The 17,394-nt window shown below is 63.4% G+C and carries 16 protein-coding genes; 8 read left to right on the top strand and 8 right to left on the bottom strand.

Features of this window, described 5'->3' with window-relative positions; translation table 11 throughout:
• The first annotated feature begins 60 nt into the window (after positions 1 to 60).
• The 8 genes from scpA to bioB all read left to right on the top strand — a co-directional run bounded on the left by scpA (position 61) and on the right by bioB (position 9,414).
• Positions 61 to 2,229, top strand: coding sequence for a methylmalonyl-CoA mutase (gene scpA, locus K226_RS0112545; RefSeq protein WP_024815144.1), 2,169 nt, complete (start codon positions 61 to 63; stop codon positions 2,227 to 2,229).
• Positions 2,226 to 3,254, top strand: coding sequence for a methylmalonyl Co-A mutase-associated GTPase MeaB (gene meaB, locus K226_RS0112540; protein ID WP_024815143.1), 1,029 nt, complete (start codon positions 2,226 to 2,228; stop codon positions 3,252 to 3,254). Before scpA ends, meaB begins: the two co-directional genes overlap by 4 nt.
• Before the next feature lie 37 nt (positions 3,255 to 3,291).
• Complete coding sequence (locus K226_RS0112535; RefSeq protein ID WP_024815142.1) at positions 3,292 to 4,824, top strand: acyl-CoA carboxylase subunit beta; 1,533 nt, start codon at positions 3,292 to 3,294, stop codon at positions 4,822 to 4,824.
• A 22-nt stretch (positions 4,825 to 4,846) separates the two neighbouring features.
• On the top strand, positions 4,847 to 5,137 hold the full coding sequence (locus K226_RS0112530) for a helix-hairpin-helix domain-containing protein (RefSeq protein WP_024815141.1): 291 nt from the start codon (positions 4,847 to 4,849) through the stop codon (positions 5,135 to 5,137).
• Positions 5,138 to 5,156: 19 nt separating this feature from the next.
• The gene (locus tag K226_RS0112525) at positions 5,157 to 7,211 is read left to right on the top strand and encodes an acetyl/propionyl/methylcrotonyl-CoA carboxylase subunit alpha (protein ID WP_024815140.1); all 2,055 of its coding nucleotides are present in this window, start codon (positions 5,157 to 5,159) and stop codon (positions 7,209 to 7,211) included.
• A gap of 133 nt (positions 7,212 to 7,344) precedes the next feature.
• Positions 7,345 to 7,821, top strand: a complete 477-nt coding sequence (locus K226_RS0112520) for a VOC family protein (protein WP_024815139.1) — start codon at positions 7,345 to 7,347, stop codon at positions 7,819 to 7,821.
• Between the two features lie 123 nt (positions 7,822 to 7,944).
• Positions 7,945 to 8,130: a hypothetical protein gene (locus K226_RS19545; protein WP_081739376.1), complete on the top strand. Its 186-nt coding sequence runs from the start codon at positions 7,945 to 7,947 to the stop codon at positions 8,128 to 8,130.
• A gap of 258 nt (positions 8,131 to 8,388) precedes the next feature.
• Positions 8,389 to 9,414, top strand: a complete 1,026-nt coding sequence (gene bioB, locus K226_RS0112515) for a biotin synthase BioB (protein WP_369795471.1) — start codon at positions 8,389 to 8,391, stop codon at positions 9,412 to 9,414.
• A gap of 158 nt (positions 9,415 to 9,572) precedes the next feature.
• On the opposite strand, the gene K226_RS0112510 is transcribed toward bioB, so the two are convergent.
• The 8 genes from K226_RS0112510 to K226_RS0112475 all read right to left on the bottom strand — a co-directional run bounded on the left by K226_RS0112510 (position 9,573) and on the right by K226_RS0112475 (position 17,393).
• On the bottom strand, positions 9,573 to 9,929 hold the full coding sequence (locus tag K226_RS0112510; protein ID WP_024815137.1) for a carboxymuconolactone decarboxylase family protein: 357 nt from the start codon (positions 9,927 to 9,929) through the stop codon (positions 9,573 to 9,575).
• Between the two features lie 114 nt (positions 9,930 to 10,043).
• Positions 10,044 to 10,235 (bottom strand): DUF2892 domain-containing protein, encoded by a 192-nt coding sequence (locus K226_RS0112505; protein ID WP_024815136.1) that lies wholly within the window; start codon positions 10,233 to 10,235, stop codon positions 10,044 to 10,046.
• A gap of 86 nt (positions 10,236 to 10,321) precedes the next feature.
• Entirely contained in the window at positions 10,322 to 10,702 is a 381-nt protein-coding gene (locus tag K226_RS0112500) for a rhodanese-like domain-containing protein (RefSeq protein WP_024815135.1), read from the bottom strand.
• Between the two features lie 60 nt (positions 10,703 to 10,762).
• The gene (locus tag K226_RS0112495; protein WP_024815134.1) at positions 10,763 to 11,062 is read right to left on the bottom strand and encodes a rhodanese-like domain-containing protein; all 300 of its coding nucleotides are present in this window, start codon (positions 11,060 to 11,062) and stop codon (positions 10,763 to 10,765) included.
• A 26-nt stretch (positions 11,063 to 11,088) separates the two neighbouring features.
• The gene (locus K226_RS0112490; RefSeq protein ID WP_024815133.1) at positions 11,089 to 12,462 is read right to left on the bottom strand and encodes a TolC family protein; all 1,374 of its coding nucleotides are present in this window, start codon (positions 12,460 to 12,462) and stop codon (positions 11,089 to 11,091) included.
• Positions 12,463 to 12,476: 14 nt separating this feature from the next.
• Positions 12,477 to 12,686, bottom strand: coding sequence for a DUF2892 domain-containing protein (locus K226_RS0112485; RefSeq protein WP_024815132.1), 210 nt, complete (start codon positions 12,684 to 12,686; stop codon positions 12,477 to 12,479).
• A gap of 48 nt (positions 12,687 to 12,734) precedes the next feature.
• On the bottom strand, positions 12,735 to 14,024 hold the full coding sequence (locus K226_RS0112480) for an NAD(P)/FAD-dependent oxidoreductase (protein ID WP_024815131.1): 1,290 nt from the start codon (positions 14,022 to 14,024) through the stop codon (positions 12,735 to 12,737).
• A gap of 48 nt (positions 14,025 to 14,072) precedes the next feature.
• Positions 14,073 to 17,393 carry an efflux RND transporter permease subunit gene (locus tag K226_RS0112475; RefSeq protein WP_024815130.1) on the bottom strand — a complete coding sequence of 1,107 codons (3,321 nt, stop codon included), beginning with the start codon at positions 17,391 to 17,393 and terminating at the stop codon, positions 14,073 to 14,075.
• Position 17,394: the final 1 nt, after the last annotated feature.

Genomic DNA, 17,394 nt, shown 5'->3' with positions numbered 1-17,394 from the left:
ATCGGGATCAGCCCTTGCGCCGTTTCACGCCCCAAAGCCATCTTCGGAGAAGCCTTCGCCATGAGTGACAAGCCCCACAACAACGCCCCCGAGTTCGCTGCCGCTTCGCTGGAAGCCTGGACCAAGGCGGCCGCCAAGTCAGCCCCCGGTGGCGATGTGAACGCCCTGAACTGGGTCACGCCCGATGGCATCACCGTCAAGCCGCTGTACACCGCCGAAGACACGGCCAGTCTGCCGTATGCCAACACGCTGCCCGGTTTTGAGCCCTACCTGCGTGGTCCCCAGGCCACCATGTATGCCGTGCGCCCCTGGACGATTCGCCAATACGCGGGTTTTTCCACGGCCGAAGAATCCAATGCTTTTTACCGCAAGGCGCTGGCCGCAGGCGGGCAGGGCGTGAGTGTGGCGTTTGACCTGGCCACGCACCGTGGCTACGACAGCGACCACCCGCGCGTGACCGGCGACGTGGGCAAAGCCGGCGTGGCCATCGACAGCGTGGAGGACATGAAGATCCTGTTCGACCAGATCCCGCTCGACAAGGTGAGCGTGTCGATGACCATGAACGGCGCCGTGCTGCCCGTGCTGGCGGGCTACGTGGTGGCGGCAGAAGAGCAGGGCGTGAGCCAGGACAAGCTCTCCGGAACCATTCAGAACGACATTCTGAAAGAGTTCATGGTGCGCAACACCTACATCTACCCGCCCAAGCCCTCGATGCGCATCATCGGCGACATCATTGGCTACACGGCACGCAACATGCCCAAGTTCAACTCGATCTCGATCTCGGGTTACCACATGCAGGAAGCCGGGGCCAACCAGGCGCTGGAACTCGCTTTCACGCTGGCCGATGGCAAGGAGTATGTGAAGACCGCCATTGCCTCGGGCCTGGATGTGGACGAGTTCGCCGGGCGCCTCTCGTTCTTCTGGGCGATCGGCATGAACTTCTACCTCGAAGTGGCCAAGATGCGCGCTGCGCGCCTGCTGTGGTGCCGCATCATGAAGGAAACCGGCGCGAAGAACCCCAAGAGCCTGATGCTGCGCACCCACTGCCAGACCAGCGGCTGGAGCCTGACCGAGCAAGACCCCTACAACAACATCGTGCGCACCACCATCGAAGCCATGGCGGCGGTGTTTGGCGGCACCCAGAGCCTGCACACCAACGCGCTCGACGAAGCCATTGCGCTGCCCACCGAATTTTCATCGCGCATTGCGCGCAACACGCAGCTCATCATTCAGGAAGAAACCCACATCACCAATGTGGTGGACCCCTGGGCCGGCAGCTACATGATGGAAAAGCTGACGCAGGACATGATGGATGCCGCCTGGAAGATCATCGAAGAAGTCGAAGCCATGGGCGGCATGACGCAGGCCGTGGACAGTGGCTGGGCCAAGCTCAAGATCGAAGCCGCCGCCGCTGAAAAACAGGCGCGCATCGACTCGGGCAAGGACGTCATCGTGGGCGTCAACAAGTACAAGCTGGCCAAGGAAGACCCGGTCGACATCCTGCAGATCGACAACGTCAAGGTGCGCGACGGCCAGATTGAGCGCCTGAAAAATATCAGGGCAAAACGCGACCCAGCCAAGGTACAGCAAGCGCTGGATGCTCTCACTTCTGCAGCAGAAGACGGCAGCGGCAACCTGCTGGACCTGTCCATCCAGGCCATGCGCCTGCGCGCCACCGTGGGCGAGGTGTCGGATGCGCTGGAAAAGGTTTACGGGCGCCATCGCGCCGATACACAAAAGGTGACCGGTGTGTACGCTGCTGCTTATGACTCGGCCGAAGGCTGGGACAAACTCAAGGCCGAAATCAACGAATTCGCCGAAACCCAGGGCCGCCGCCCGCGCGTGATGATTGCCAAACTGGGCCAGGACGGCCACGACCGTGGCGCCAAGGTGGTGGCCACGGCATTTGCCGACCTGGGCTTTGACGTGGACATGGGCCCACTGTTCCAGACCCCCGAAGAATGCGCCCGCCAGGCCATCGAAAACGATGTGCACGCGGTGGGTGTGAGCACGCTGGCTGCAGGCCACAAAACGCTGGTGCCCGCCATCATCCAGTCGCTCAAGGACCAGGGCGCCGACGACATCATTGTGTTTGTGGGCGGCGTGATCCCGGCGCAAGACTATGCGCACCTGTATGAAGCGGGCGTGAAGGGCATCTACGGCCCCGGCACACCCATCCCCGCCAGCGCCAAGGATGTGCTGGAGCAGATTCGCAAGGCGGTGGCGTGAACCCAGGCGCGTTGCTGGAGGGCATGTTGCATGGCAATGCTGCCGTGCAGCGCCGTGCCATGTCCAAAGCCATCACGCTGCTCGAATCGACCCGCGCCGATCACCGCGCGCAGGGCGACGAACTGCTCACAGCGCTTTTGCCCCACACCGGCAAATCGTTTCGTCTGGGCATCAGCGGCGTGCCCGGCGTGGGCAAGTCCACCTTTATCGAGGCGCTGGGCCTGTATCTCATCGCTCAGGGCCACCGCGTGGCCGTGCTCACCATCGACCCGTCCAGCACGGTTTCGGGTGGCTCCATCCTGGGCGACAAGACGCGCATGGAGCACCTGTCCGTGCACGAAAAAGCCTACATCCGCCCGAGCCCGAGCAGCGGCACGCTGGGCGGCGTGGCAGAGAAAACGCGCGAGGCCATGCTGGTCTGCGAAGCGGCGGGCTACGACGTGGTGATTGTCGAAACCGTGGGTGTGGGCCAGAGCGAAATTGCCGTCAATGGCATGACGGACATGTTCGTGCTGCTGCAGCTTCCCAATGCGGGTGACGACCTGCAGGCCATCAAGAAAGGTGTGATGGAGATCGCCGATCTGGTGGTCATCAACAAGGCCGACCTCGACAAGAACGCCGCCACGCGCGCCGAGGCGCAAATCACATCCAGTCTGCGCATCCTGAGCCAGCACGGCAACCCTGAAAACGCCCACCACAACGAAGCCCTGTGGCACCCCAAGGTGGTGCAGATCAGCGCATTGCTGGGGCAGGGCGTGGACAGCTTCTGGGCCGCGGTCACGCAGTTTCGGCAGTTGCAAACCGCCAACGGCCGCCTGGCCACGCGGCGCGAGAAGCAGGCGCTGGCCTGGATGTGGGAGCGAATCGACGCGGGCCTCAAGCTCGCATTTCGCCAGCACCCCCGGGTCGTACAGCTGCTCCCCCAGATGCAGGCCGATGTGGCGGCGGGGCGCATCGCGGCTTCCACTGCGGCAAGAAATCTGCTGCTAGCGCACGCCCATCAAGCGCAAGCAGCTATCAAATAAATAGTAAACAATAAACCGAATTCACCAAAGGACGACCATGCAAGACATCCTGGATCAACTGGAGAAAAAGCGTGCGCTGGCACGATTGGGCGGCGGGCAAAAGCGCATTGACGCGCAGCACGCCAAGGGCAAGCTCACGGCGCGCGAGCGCATCGAGCTGCTGCTGGACGACGGCACGTTCGAGGAATGGGACATGTTCGTCGAGCACCGCTGCACCGACTTTGGCATGGAAGCCAACAAGATCCCCGGCGATGGTGTGGTTACGGGCTACGGCATGATCAACGGCCGCCTGGTGTTTGTGTTCAGCCAGGACTTCACCGTGTTTGGCGGTGCGCTGTCTGAAACCCATGCCGAGAAAATCTGCAAGGTGATGGACCAGGCCATGAAGGTGGGCGCACCCGTCATCGGCCTCAACGACTCGGGCGGCGCGCGCATCCAGGAGGGCGTGGCCAGCCTGGGTGGCTATGCCGACGTGTTCCAGAAAAACGTGCTGGCCAGCGGCGTGATTCCGCAGATCAGCATGATCATGGGCCCGAGCGCCGGTGGCGCCGTGTATTCGCCCGCCATGACCGACTTCATCTTCATGGTCAAGGATTCGAGCTACATGTTCGTCACCGGCCCCGAAGTGGTCAAAACCGTGACGCATGAAGAGGTGACGGCCGAGGAACTGGGCGGCGCCATCACCCACACCACCAAGAGCGGCGTGGCGGACCTGGCGTTCGAAAACGACGTGGAGGCGCTGATGATGCTGCGCCGCCTGTACAACTACCTGCCGCTGAACAACCGCGAAAAAGCGCCCGTGCGCCCAAGCAACGACCCGGCCGACCGCGCCGACCTGTCGCTCGACACCCTGGTGCCCGACAACGCCAACAAGCCCTACGACATGAAGGAGCTGATCCTCAAGACGGTGGACGATGGCGACTTTTTTGAGCTGCAGCCCGAATACGCCAAGAACATCCTCATCGGCTTTGCCCGCATGGAAGGCCAGACCGTGGGCATCGTGGCCAACCAGCCGCTGGTGCTGGCTGGCTGCCTGGACATCAAGTCGAGCATCAAGGCCGCGCGTTTTGTGCGCTTTTGCGATGCGTTCAACATCCCCGTGGTCACGTTTGTGGACGTGCCCGGCTTCATGCCCGGCACTTCTCAAGAGTACGGCGGCATCATCAAGCACGGCGCCAAGCTGCTGTATGCGTATGCCGAATGCACTGTGCCCAAGATCACCGTCATCACGCGCAAGGCCTATGGCGGTGCGTACGACGTGATGAGCAGCAAGCACCTGCGCGGCGACGTGAACCTGGCCTGGCCCAACGCCGAAATCGCGGTGATGGGCGCCAAGGGCGCGGTGGAAATCATCTTCCGCGAAGACAAAAACGACCCCGTCAAGCTGGCCGCCCGCGAGGCCGAATACAAAGAGCGTTTCGCCAACCCGTTTGTGGCGGGTGCCCGGGGCTTCATCGACGACGTCATCCTGCCGCACGAGACGCGCAAGCGCATCTGCCGCTCGCTGGTGATGCTGCGCGACAAGAAGCTGGAAAACCCGTGGCGCAAGCACGGCAACATTCCTTTGTAACGCCGGTCCAGCGAGTGCTGTCATGCCCAAAGCGACCCACGCCGAGCAAGCCCGTGTGCTGACCGATATTCCGAACATCGGGAAATCGATGGCCGCCGATCTGCACAGCCTGGGCATCACCACGCCACAGCAAGTGCGTGCGATGGACCCGCTGGAAATGTATGGGCAGCTGCGCGGACCCACGGGTCAGCGCCAAGACCCGTGCGTGCTGGATGTCTTTATGGCTGCACACGACTTTATGAACGGCGGGCCCAGCCAGCCGTGGTGGAACTACACGGCCCGGCGCAAAGCGCTGCTGGCCCAACAACATTGAGAGAGAACAGGACGTCATCATGTTCAAGAAAATCCTGATTGCGAACCGCGGCGAAATCGCCTGCCGTGTCATCGCTACCGCCCGCAAGATGGGCATCGCCACCGTCGCCGTCTATTCCGACGCCGACAAGGAAGCGCGCCACGTCAAGCTGGCGGATGAGGCCGTGCACATCGGCGCGGCGCCTTCGCGCGAGTCGTACCTGCTGGCCGACAAGATCATCGAAGCCTGCAAGCAGACCGGCGCACAGGCCGTGCACCCCGGCTATGGTTTCCTCTCCGAGAACGAAGCCTTTGCCAAGCGCTGCGAAGACGAAGGCATTGCCTTCATCGGCCCCAAGGCATTTTCGATTGCGGCCATGGGTGACAAGATTGCATCCAAGAAGCTGGCGCTGGAAGCCAAGGTCAACACCATTCCGGGCTACAACGATGCCATCGCCGGCCCCGAGCAGGCGGTGGAAATTGCCAAGGGCATTGGCTACCCGGTGATGATCAAGGCCAGCGCGGGCGGCGGCGGCAAGGGCCTGCGCGTGGCGTTCAACGACAAGGAAGCGTTTGAAGGCTTTGCCAGCTGCCAGAACGAAGCCCGCAACAGCTTTGGCGATGACCGCATCTTCATCGAAAAATTCGTGCAGGAGCCGCGCCACATCGAGATCCAGGTACTGGGCGACAGCCACGGCAATGTGATCTATCTGAACGAGCGCGAGTGCTCCATCCAGCGCCGCCACCAGAAGGTGATCGAAGAGGCGCCATCGCCCTTCATCTCTGATGCCACCCGCAAGGCCATGGGCGAGCAGGCCGTGCAGCTGGCCAAGGCCGTCAAGTACCAATCCGCTGGTACGGTGGAGTTTGTGGTCGGCAAGGACCAGGACTTCTACTTTCTGGAGATGAACACGCGCCTGCAGGTGGAGCATCCGGTGACCGAATGCATCACTGGCCTGGACCTGGTGGAGCTGATGATCCGCGTGGCGGCGGGCGAGGCGCTGCCGCTTACGCAAGCCGATGTGAAGCGCGACGGCTGGGCCATCGAGTGCCGCATCAACGCCGAAGACCCGTTCCGCAATTTCCTGCCTTCCACCGGCCGCCTGGTGCGCTTTCAGCCGCCGGAGGAGTCGATGTTCCAGTCGGACACGGCCAAGAAATTGGGCGTGCGCGTGGACACGGGTGTGTACGAGGGCGGCGAGATCCCTATGTATTACGACTCGATGATCGCCAAGCTCATCGTGCACGGCACCGACCGCAACGACGCCATTGCCAAGATGCGCGCGGCGCTCAACGGCTTCGTGATTCGCGGTATCAGCAGCAACATTCCGTTCCAGGCCGCTTTGCTGGCGCACCCCCGTTTTGTGACGGGCGATTTCAATACCGGTTTTATTGCCGAAAACTACAGCAAGGGTTTTGCGGCCGAAGACGTGCCGCACGACGATCCGCTGTTCCTGGTGGCGCTGGCCGCCTACATGAACCGCCGTTACCGCGCCCGCGCCTCGGGCATCAGCGGCCAGCTGGCCGGGCACGAGGTGAAGGTGGGTGAAGAGTTTGTGGTGATCGTCCTTGGCGCCGAAGGCCAGAACCAGCAGCACGAAGTCACGGTGACGGACTTCGAAATAGATGGCAAATCGCTCTCCAGCGCAGTATCGGTGGGCGGCAAAAACTATCAGATCAGTAGCACGGCCACGCTGGGGCAGATTCGCGTGCAGGGCGCTTGCAATGGCCAGGGCTTCACGGCCCAGGTCGAGCGCGGTGTGGGCAAGAACCCGCTGGCGCTGCGCATTGCGCACAACGGCACGCAGATCGACGCGCTGGTGCTGTCGCCGCTGGGCGCACGGCTGCACAAGCTGATGCCGTTCAAGGCACCACCAGACCTTTCCAGGTTTTTGCTGTCGCCCATGCCCGGCCTGCTGGTCGATGTGGCGGTGCAGCCCGGCCAGAAGGTGCAGGCGGGTGAAAAGCTGGCCGTGATCGAGGCGATGAAGATGGAAAACATCCTCTTTGCTGCGCAAGACGGCGTGGTGGGCAAGATCGTGGCGGGCAAGGGCGAATCGCTGGCGGTGGATCAGGTGATCCTGGAATTCCAGTGATCCCTGCCGAAATCCAACCCGAGGGGGCTTGCCCCCTTTTTTATGAGTGTTTTTGGCCTCTAGCGCTTATGCAGTAAGCGCGAGTAGCTATTGAAATAGAAGTAAAAAACGCTTCAGCCACTGGAGAATTTCCATGACAAACAACACCGTGCAACGCCCTTTCAGGGTGCTGGGCATCCAGCAGGTGGCCATTGGCGGCACCAACAAACAGCGCATGAAAGCCCTGTGGGTGGACATGCTGGGCCTGGAACAGACCGGCACTTTCAAAAGCGAACGCGAGAACGTCGATGAAGACATCCTGGCCATGGGGCAGGGCGCCTTCAAGGTCGAGGTGGACATCATGCAGCCACTGGACATCGATAAAAAGCCTGCGGTGCACACCACGCCGCTCAACCACATCGGCCTGTGGATCGACGACCTGGCCGCCGCCGTCGAGTGGCTCACCGCGCAGGGCGTGCGCTTTGCGCCCGGTGGCATCCGCAAGGGCGCGGCGGGTTTTGACATCTGCTTTCTGCACCCCAAGAGCAACGACGAGTTCCCGATTGCGGGCGAGGGCGTGCTGATCGAGCTGGTGCAAGCGCCCCCGGATGTGATCGCCGCGCTCGGCTGAGGCGTTGGCCCTACTGAACACGGCGCCAGGTCGCATTGTGGTGCCCACAAATCACGCGGCTGAAGCAAACCTTTCGGCACATCAAAGCTGGCTCTGTGAAATCCCTTTGGACGGACAGGAAAAATGGAACGACGACACGAAACAGACCGGCGCAGCGGTCAAGACAGAAGGCAGCAAGAGCAAGGCCCGCCGACGAGTTTTGAGCAGCGCCGCACCATTGAGGCCCGCCAGCCCGAATTGACCGAGCTGGAACTGAGTGATGAAGAGTTGAAAGCGTTGGGATTCACTCCATCCACCCAACCCACATAGAACCGTTTGCCCCGGTCAAAATGATGTGGTGGCACTTGTAAGGCGCGATCCGCAGCCTTTTTAACCGCCATGAAAACACCGCTCCTGCGCATCGCCTTAGTGCGGTGCGGTCGGGAATTGGTCTGTTTCACCTGATATAAACCGCATCGAATGCTCGCAATGGGGCGATTTTTTTCCCCGTTACGCACTCGCTGCCCCCCACCTCAAAGGCCCTTCATGTCCTCTACCGCCACCCCATCCTCCAGCCAGCCCCTGCAGATGCACCGCCGCGTGGCGCCCTCTGCGGCCCAGGGCCCGTGGACGGTTGATGCCATTCAGGCGCTGCTCGACAAGCCCTTGCTGGACTTGCTGTTCGAGGCGCAGACCGTGCACCGCCAGCACTGGCCCGCGGGCGATATCGAGCTGGCCACGCTGCTGTCGGTCAAAACCGGCGGCTGCCCCGAAAATTGTGGCTACTGCCCGCAGTCTGCCGAGTTCGACACCGGCGTGAAGGCCGAGAAGCTGATGGAAGTGGACGAAGTGGTGCGCGCTGCGCAAGCCGCCAAAGACGCCGGCGCCACCCGCTTTTGCATGGGCGCCGCCTGGCGCGCCCCCAAGGACCGTGACATCGAAAAAGTCAGTGCCCTCATTGGCGCCGTGAAAGGCCTGGGCCTGCAGACCTGCGCCACGCTGGGCATGCTCGAATCGCACCAGGCGCAGGCGCTCAAGGATGCGGGCCTCGACTATTACAACCACAACCTCGATACCGCCCCCGAGTACTACACCGACGTGGTCAGCACCCGCGCCTACCAGGACCGACTGGACACCCTGCAGCATGTGCGCAGCGCAGGCATCAGCGTGTGCTGCGGAGGCATTGTTGGCATGGGCGAGGCGCCCGTGCACCGCGCGGGCCTGATCGCCCAGCTGGCCAACCTGCAGCCCTACCCGGAATCGGTGCCCATCAACAGCCTGGTGCGCGTGCCCGGCACCCCGCTGGCCGACAGCGAACCGGTCGATCCGCTGGACTTTGTGCGCGTGATCGCGGTGGCCCGCATCACCATGCCCAAGGCCCGCGTGCGCCTGTCGGCAGGCCGCCAGCAGTTGGGTGATGCGGTGCAGGCGCTGTGCTTCATGGCCGGGGCCAACTCGATTTTTTATGGCGATAAATTGCTGGTGACCGGCAACCCTGATGTGGAAGCCGATGTGCAACTGCTGGCCAAACTGGGCCTGAGCGGCCACCGCATTACTACCACCGAGGCAGATGACCTGCAGGCGCTGTCGCAACCTCAGGGGGCGTGCGCCTGAGCCCGGTGTACCGCATGCGCACAGAAGGGTGAGTGCGATGGATGGTTGCTATTAAAAAAATAGCTGCTTGCGCTTTATCCATAAGCGCTAGCAGCTATTTTTGTATAAATCCGCAAAAACGTGCCTTTGCCCTTTGAATAGGCAGTTTGGGCTTGAGCTCAGGCGGTGTGGGCTTCGGCCATGGTGTCCCAGGCCTTGAGGGCTTCGGCGGCGTACATCAACGATGGCCCGCCGCCCATGTAAACGCTCACGGCCAGCATCTCTTCGAGTTCGGCGCGTGTGGCGCCCAGTTTCAGCAGTGCCTTGACGTGAAAGCCGATGCACCCCGAGCAGTGCTGGCTTACGCCAATGGCCAGGGCAATCAGCTCTTTGTGCTTGGCGCTGATCGCGCCCTCGGCCATGGAGGCCTGGGCGAGTTGGGCAAACCCGCGCATGGCGTCAGGCTGGGCCTTGCGGAAGGTGGCCAGGCTTTCATTGATGTTGTGTATCAGACCTGCATGGTCAAAGGTACTCATGACTGAAGTTCCATGAAATAGGGAGTCAAAACAGGCGGGTCGAAAAAATCACTTTCGGGGCCGCTGGCTGGCGCGGCCCCATCCGCCGCTCTCGCGCGGCCAGGGCTGCGTCAGTTATCGCTTCAGGGGGCAGGTGTTGATGCCCAGCAGCGTGTAGGCGGGGCAAAAGCGGAACAGGCCGGTGGCCAAAGGCACCACGCCCAGCCAGCCCCACCAGCCCACGGTGCCGGTGGCAGCCAGTGCGATCAGTACCAGTCCGGCCACGATGCGCAAGACACGATCAATGGTTCCAACGTTGATTTTCATGATTTTTCCTTTGCTTTGGGACTTTGCAGCCCTTGAGCGGACTGCTTTGCGAAAAGGCAGAGCGGCCCGCAAGCCGCTTCACCTGGTTACTCGAAAGAAGGCGCCACGGGTTTGACCACGGGTTTACCGGCTGCCACCCAGGCATCAAACCCGCCGGCAATCGATTGCACCTGCAGATATCCCATGTCCTGCATGGCACATGCGGCCAGCGCTGCACGGCCACTGGTCTTGCAATACACAACCACCTTGAGGTCGCGTGACTCGAGCGCGGGGGTGCTGCTGAGCTTGAACTCCAGCAGGCCGCGCGAGGCGTGGATGGCGCCGGGCAGGTGTCCTGCGTGGTATTCGTCGGCCTCGCGCACGTCGATCAGCACGTCGGCTTCACGGATGGCCTGCTCGGCCTGGTCCACGGGGATTTCCTGGGCCCGGGTTTTTGCGGCGGTGACCAGGTCGTGGGCGGTTTTCATGGCGGTTCCTTGTGGTGTGTAGAAATATACAAAAGATAAAGCGGGCAGGGTTGCGCTACCTCAGCCGCGGCGTATGGGACGCTGCAGCTGCAGCGCCACGCTGCCCACCGAGCCGCCGTTGGCCACCTGCTGGTAGCCCTGCTGCCGCAGCCACTGCGCCGCCATGCCGGAGCGTGCACCCGACAGGCAGCACAGCACAAGGGGCGTGGCTTTGTTCGGCAAGACTTGCGCGCAATCGGCGCCCAGGCGGTCTAGCGGCAGGTTGATGGCGCCGTCCACATGGCCGGCTTCAAACTCGCCGGGTGAGCGCACATCAACGACCAGGGGCGCGGCGGGCGGCTGGAGTGTGGTGGTTTCCATGGTGTCTCTGGGAAGATGAATGGGGGTTACTTCGGGGCTGGCGCATCCACGGTGGCGGCGTGCAATGCACGTTCGTCCAGTTGCCCCGTCAACGCCAGCAGGCGCAGGCGCTCCAGCGTGAGGGATATGCGCAGCTGCGCCATGGCCAGCTCGGCACCGGCCGCATCGTTTTGCGCGTTGAGCAGGTCCAGCGTGGTGCGGTCTCCTACCTGGCGGCCGAGCTGGGTGGCATCCAGGCGGGCCTGGCTGGCGCGCAGGGCTGCGTTCTGTGCCTCGGTGCGCGCTGCGCCTGACTGCAGGCGCAGCCACGCGGCGCGGGTTTGCTGCGCCACCTGTTGGCGTGCGCGGTCGAGTTCGGCTTCGGCCTTGGTCTGCAGGTGCAGCAGTTCTTGCTGGCGTGCGCTGCGCTGGCCGCCGGTGTAAAGCGGCACGGTGACCTGCACGCCCACCATGTGCTGCTGGGCGGTGTTGCTGCCGTGGCCGTAGCGGCCCGAGCCGCTCAGGTGCTCGCGGCTTGCCTGTGCGACCAGGTCCACGGTGGTGCCTGCGCCGCGGGCATATTGGGCGACATCCTGGCGCGCCACCTCGACGGCCAGGGTTTGCTGGCGCAGGCCAGGGTTGGCCGCTGCCGCCTGGTCCAGCCACTGGGGCAGGGCAGGCAGGGCGGGGGAGGCCAGCAAAGCCGGTGCCGGCGCCACCTGCAGCGCGTCGACCGACCAGCCGGTGGTGTCCGCCAGGGCGCGCTGGGCGATCTGCAAATCCACCTCGGCTGCAAGCACCTGCGCATCGATGCCACGGGCGCGCGCAGCGGCTTCGTGGGTGTCGGTGACGGGAGCATCTCCCAGTTCAAAGCGGTCTTGCGCCTCCACCAGTGCCTTGTTGACGGCCGTTTGCTGGCGCTGCAGCAGGCGCAGTGCGTCCTGCGCCAGCGCCACGGCAAAGTAGCGCTCGGCGGTTTGCAGCATGAGGGCCTGTTCGGCAGCCTGCCACTGCACATCGGCCAGATCGGCAGACAGCGTGAGCTTGCGGCCCTGCGCCGTGCGTTCGGGGCTGTAGATGGGCATGCGGGCACCAATGCTCCAGCGCGCCCCCGGGCCGTTGTCCACCGACGTGTTGAACGCCACATCTGACGAGGTGCCCATTGCGGGCGCAGAGAACGACGCCCCGGCGGTCGAGGTTCTGGAGCCCATGGCACCCCCCGCCGCCGTGGCAGCCACAGTGGGGCGCCACAGCGCGCTGGCCTGATCCCGCCGCGCCTGGCCCGCCTGCAGCGCAGACTGCGCCACGGCCATGTCGGGGTCATGCTGGCGTGCAGCCTGCCAGGCCTGCAGCAGGTCGGCCGCGTGGGCGCCCGTGAGGCCCAGCGCCAGCAAAGCAGCCCACAGCGGCTTCATGCGCATGGTGTGACCTCCGCTCAATTGCCTGCCGCCGCGCCCAGCTTGCGCATGATGGTTTCCATCAAGCACCACCGGGTGAAGCCGCTTTGCAGCAGATTGACGCCCACAAAGGCGGTAAACCACAGCCAGTTGGCGTTGTGATAGATGGGGCTGCCCGCTACGCCCAGGGCCAGCGACAGCAGGATGAAGAAGCCGCCGATGATGCGAACGAGTTGCCAAGAGGTCATTGTGAATCTCCGAAGTTGAAGGATGGAAAAAACAAAAGGGTTGCAGGTTTACTTGGGGCCGGAGGGCTCTTGCAGGCGCGCGATGCCCAGGATCTTGAGCACATATTTCTCGTAGATCGGGTCGGTATTGCCGGACTTGATCTTGCCGAGGAAATATTTCTCGAATGCGATCTTGCCCAGGTGTACCCATTTGCCCTTCTTGAACCAGTTGACGTTGCGCGGCGGAATCTGCGGCAGCGCCACAAAGGCTGCGCCGGTGTCGCCCATGTCGGCCAGGCAGATTGCATTCCAGGTGGCGGTGGCGGTGGCGGGGTGGCCTTCCAGGTCGGCCGCGATGTTGTGCACGATGGCCGACACCATGGTTTCGATCATGTAGCCGGTCTTGGGTGCGCCGGTGGGCACGGGCGTCACCTCCACGGGCGGAATGGCCACGCACACGCCCGCTGCAAAGATGTTGGGGTAGGCCTTGCTGCGCTGGTGCTCGTCGATCAGCACAAAGCCGCGCGGGTTGCACAGGTTGGGCACGGCGGCCACTGCGTCCACGCCCTTGAAAGCGGGCAGCATCATAGAGAGCTTGAATGGCAACTCGTGCTGCTTGATCAGGTTGCCCTGTTCGTCGAGCTGGTCCACCATCATCTTGCCGTCTTCCACACGCGTGGTGCGGGCGTTGGTGATCCACTTGATGTCCTGGCCGCGCAACTCGCTCTCGAGCATGCTCTTGCTGTCGCCCACGCCGCCCAGACCGAGGTGGCCGATGTAGGGTTCGCTGGTGACATAGGTGAGGGGCACCTTGTGGCGCAGCTTGCGCTTGCGCAGGTCGGCTGAAACGATAAAGGCAAACTCATACGCCGGGCCAAAGCAGCTGGCGCCGGGCATGGCGCCAATCACCATCGGCCCGGGGTTTTCAAGGAACTTCTCGTAATCTGCCCAGAAGCCCAGGGCATGGTCCACCGTGCAGATGGAGTGCGTGTGGCCGTCGATGGGGCCTGCGCCCGGCACTTCCTCGAATGCCAGGCGCGGGCCGGTGGTGATCACCAGATAGTCGTAAGGCACGGTCTGGCCGTTGGCCAGCGTGACGCTGTTACCGGTGGCGTCGATGGTTTGGACAGCGCTGGCAATGAAATCAATGCCCTTGCGCTGCAGCAGCGGGCCGATTTGCAGCACGATATCGTCGCGTTTTCGCCAGCCCACCGCGATCCAGGGATTCGAGGGCACGAACTGGAAGTAGTCCACCGCGCTGATCACGGTGACGCGATGTTGCGTGGACAGCTTGCCGCGCAGCTCGTAGGCTGCGGGCATGCCGCCAATGCCTGCTCCGATAACGACGATATGGGCCATGGTTTGTCTCCTGTGGTGCCTTGTTGAAAATCAGTGCATATCAGTGAGTCAGTGCGGCGCAGCCTCTGTCGGGCCACTATTGCCAGCGGGTGAAGTGGATTGCCCGGAAACGGACTGGCCGCTGCCAGGGTGCCGGTGCTGCTTGCGGTAGGCCGCGTAATACAGCGTAGGGATGACCACCAGCGTGAGCACGGTGGAGACAAAGATGCCGAAAATCAGCGAAATGGCCAGGCCATTGAAGATCGGGTCATCGAGGATGAAGAACGCACCAATCATGGCCGCCAGCCCCGTCAGCACAATGGGCTGGGCGCGGGTAATGGCCGAGTGCACGATGGCGTCTTTGAGCGGAGTGCCTTCACGCACCTGCAAATTGATGAAGTCGACCAGCAGAATGGAGTTGCGCACGATGATGCCGGCCAGCGCGATCATGCCGATCATGCTGGTGGCCGTGTACTGCGCGCCCAGCAAGGCGTGGCCTGGCATAACGCCAATGATGGTCAGCGGGATAGGCGCCATGATGATCAGCGGCGTGAGGTAGCTGCCGAACTGCGCCACCACCAGCAGGTAGATGAGGATCAGGCCCACGGCGTAGGCGGCGCCCATGTCGCGGAAGGTCTCAAAGGTGATTTGCCATTCGCCATCCCATTTGATGGCGTAGTCGCGCAGCGCATCCGAGGGCTGGCGCACAAAATATTCCACCAGCGGGCCGCCACCCGGGGTCTCGATCTGCGCGATGGCGCTGCGCATCTGGAACATGCCGTACAGCGGGCTGTCCACCTTGCCGGCCATGTCGGCCACCACAAAATTCACCGGCAGAAGGTCTTTGTGATAAACGGGCTGCTCGCGCACGGTGTCGCTTACCGTGACCAGCTCACTAATAGGCACCTGCTTGCCCGACGCGCCGCGCACGGTCAGCTGCAGCAGCGCGGCCAGATCGCCATGGCTTTCTTCGGGCAACTGCAGCACCACGGGGGCGGGGTATTTGCTGGCGTCGTGCAGATAGGTGGCGGCTTCGCCGGCCAAGCCAGCACGCAGCGTGCCCACAATGGCCTGCTGGGGTATGCCCAGCAGCGCGGCCTTGCGCCGGTCGATCAGCAAAAGCTTGCGCGGCGCGCTGGCAATGCTGCTGTCATCCACGTCCACCAGACCGGCGGTCTGGCTGAACACTGCACGCACGGCCTTGGCCATCTGGCGCCGACCTTCGGCTTCGGGGCCATAGATTTCGACCACGATGGGCGACAGCACCGGCGGCCCTGGTGGCACTTCAACCACCTTCACATTGGCACCCATGCGCTGCCCGATCTGCTGCAGGGCAGGGCGCACCCGTGTGGCAATGGCATGGCTCTGGTCCTTGCGGTGCGATTTGTCCACCAGGTTCACCTGGATGTCGCCCACATCGCCCCCTGCGCGCAGGTAATACTGGCGCACCAATCCGTTGAAGTTGATGGGTGCGGCCGTGCCCGCGTAAGCCTGGTAATCGGTGACCTCGGGCACGGTGGCCAGGTAGGCACCGAGCTCATGCAGCACAGCAGCGGTCTGCTCCACCGGTGTGCCGGCAGGCATGTCCACCACCACCTGAAACTCTGACTTGTTGTCAAACGGCAGCATCTTGAGCAGCACCAGCCCTGTGGCGGGCAGGGCCACCGACAGCGCAATCAGTACCGCCACGCCCAGTCCCAGCAACCGGCGGTTGCGGGGGCCGCGCTGGTCGTCGAGCAAGGGCGTGAAGATGCGGGTGAAAAGGGGGGTGATGCGGGCCGCCATGCCTGAGGGTGCAGCGGGGGCGTGGCCTGCGCTGCCGCCTTGTGCAGGGTGCGCCTTCATCCACAAACGCGCCAGCCAGGGCGTGACCACGAAGGCGATGGCCAGCGACAGCAGCATGCCCATGCTGGCGTTGATGGGGATCGGGCTCATGTAGGGGCCCATCAGGCCAGACACAAACGCCATGGGCAGCAGCGCGGCAATCACCGTGAACGTGGCCAGGATGGTGGGGCCGCCCACTTCGTCCACCGCGCCCGGAATGATCTGCGCGAGTGTCTTGCCCGGAAAGAGCTGCTGGTGCCGGTGAATGTTTTCAACCACCACGATGGCATCGTCCACCAAGATGCCGATGGAGAAAATCAGCGCGAACAGCGACACCCGATTGAGCGTGAAACCCCAGGCCCACGAGGCAAACAGCGTCACGGTGAGCGTCAGCACCACGGCCGTGCCCACAATGGCGGCCTCGCGTCGGCCCAGCGCAATGAACACCAGCGCCACCACCGAAGCCGTGGCAAACAGCAGTTTCTGGATGAGCTTTTGCGCCTTGTCGTTGGCCGTGGCGCCGTAGTTGCGCGTTTCGGCCACTTCAACGCCGTCCGGAATGACGGTGTTGCGCAGCTGCGCCACCCGCTGCATGACGGCGTTGGCCACGTCGATGGCGTTCTCGCCCGGCTTCTTGGTGACCAGCAAGGTGACAGCGGGGTATTCGCCGCCACCGTTGGCCTCGGCCTTGCCGTGCCACACGTAGCGGCTGGGGGGCAAGGGGCCATCGTTGACTTCGGCCACGTCTTTCAGAAAGAGGGGTTTGCCGCCACGCACCCCCACCATCAGCTCAGCGACGTCGCTGGCCTGCATGAGAAACGGGCCCGCCTCCACGGCCACCGCCTGGTTGCCGCTGATGAGCTCGCCCACGGGCATGCCCATGTTGGCGGACTGCAGCGCGCTGCGCAGATCCTGCACGGTGGTGCCGGTGCTGGCCATGCGCGCCGGGTCCAGGCGCACCATGACCGCCCGGCCGGGGCCGCCCACCGTCTGGACTTCGCGCGTGCCCGCAACCCGCTTGATTTCAGCTTCCATGCTGTGGGCCACGCGCTCCAGCGCAAAGGCGCCGGTGTCTGCGTTCTTGCTGAAAAGTGTGAGGGTGACGATGGGAACATCGTCAATGCCCTTGGGTTTGATGATGGGCTCCAGCACCCCCAGATCGCGCGGTAGCCAGTCGGTGTTGCTTCGCAAGGTGTCATGCAGCCGCACCAGCGCTTCGGTGCGCTCCACGCCCACCTTGAACTGCACGGTAAGCACCGCCACGCCCGGGCGCGAAACCGACATCACATGCTCGGTGCCCGCCATTTGCGAGAGCACCTGCTCGGCCGGGGTGGCCACCATCTGCTCCACATCGGCCACCGAGGCGCCCGGGAATGGAATCAGCACATTGGCCATGGTCACGTTGATCTGCGGCTCTTCCTCGCGCGGCGTCACCATCACGGCAAACACGCCCAGCAAAAACGCCACCAGCGCCAGCAACGGCGTGATCTGTGCGCTCTGGAACAAGGCCGCAATGCGGCCCGAAATGCCCAGGGCCTGCGGTGTGGGGTTGTTCATGTCGTCCATC

It is taken from the genome of Acidovorax sp. JHL-3, assembly GCF_000526295.1.
In the GTDB taxonomy this organism is placed as follows: domain Bacteria; phylum Pseudomonadota; class Gammaproteobacteria; order Burkholderiales; family Burkholderiaceae_C; genus Acidovorax; species Acidovorax defluvii.
This window is presented reverse-complemented; position numbering and strand designations above follow the sequence as displayed.

Excerpts from the sequence above, each read along its gene's own strand:
- bioB (WP_369795471.1), top strand. The coding sequence starts at position 8,389 with ATGCACCGCCGCGTGGCGCCCTCTGCGGCCCAGGGCCCGTGGACGGTT.
- K226_RS0112475 (WP_024815130.1), bottom strand. The coding sequence starts at position 17,393 with ATGGACGACATGAACAACCCCACACCGCAGGCCCTGGGCATTTCGGGC.
- K226_RS0112495 (WP_024815134.1), bottom strand. The coding sequence starts at position 11,062 with ATGGAAACCACCACACTCCAGCCGCCCGCCGCGCCCCTGGTCGTTGAT.
- scpA (WP_024815144.1), top strand. The coding sequence starts at position 61 with ATGAGTGACAAGCCCCACAACAACGCCCCCGAGTTCGCTGCCGCTTCG.
- K226_RS19545 (WP_081739376.1), top strand. The coding sequence starts at position 7,945 with ATGGAACGACGACACGAAACAGACCGGCGCAGCGGTCAAGACAGAAGG.
- K226_RS0112510 (WP_024815137.1), bottom strand. The coding sequence starts at position 9,929 with ATGAGTACCTTTGACCATGCAGGTCTGATACACAACATCAATGAAAGC.
- K226_RS0112505 (WP_024815136.1), bottom strand. The coding sequence starts at position 10,235 with ATGAAAATCAACGTTGGAACCATTGATCGTGTCTTGCGCATCGTGGCC.
- K226_RS0112535 (WP_024815142.1), top strand. The coding sequence starts at position 3,292 with ATGCAAGACATCCTGGATCAACTGGAGAAAAAGCGTGCGCTGGCACGA.
- K226_RS0112480 (WP_024815131.1), bottom strand. The coding sequence starts at position 14,024 with ATGGCCCATATCGTCGTTATCGGAGCAGGCATTGGCGGCATGCCCGCA.
- K226_RS0112485 (WP_024815132.1), bottom strand. The coding sequence starts at position 12,686 with ATGACCTCTTGGCAACTCGTTCGCATCATCGGCGGCTTCTTCATCCTG.
- K226_RS0112490 (WP_024815133.1), bottom strand. The coding sequence starts at position 12,462 with ATGCGCATGAAGCCGCTGTGGGCTGCTTTGCTGGCGCTGGGCCTCACG.
- K226_RS0112500 (WP_024815135.1), bottom strand. The coding sequence starts at position 10,702 with ATGAAAACCGCCCACGACCTGGTCACCGCCGCAAAAACCCGGGCCCAG.
- K226_RS0112530 (WP_024815141.1), top strand. The coding sequence starts at position 4,847 with ATGCCCAAAGCGACCCACGCCGAGCAAGCCCGTGTGCTGACCGATATT.
- K226_RS0112525 (WP_024815140.1), top strand. The coding sequence starts at position 5,157 with ATGTTCAAGAAAATCCTGATTGCGAACCGCGGCGAAATCGCCTGCCGT.
- K226_RS0112520 (WP_024815139.1), top strand. The coding sequence starts at position 7,345 with ATGACAAACAACACCGTGCAACGCCCTTTCAGGGTGCTGGGCATCCAG.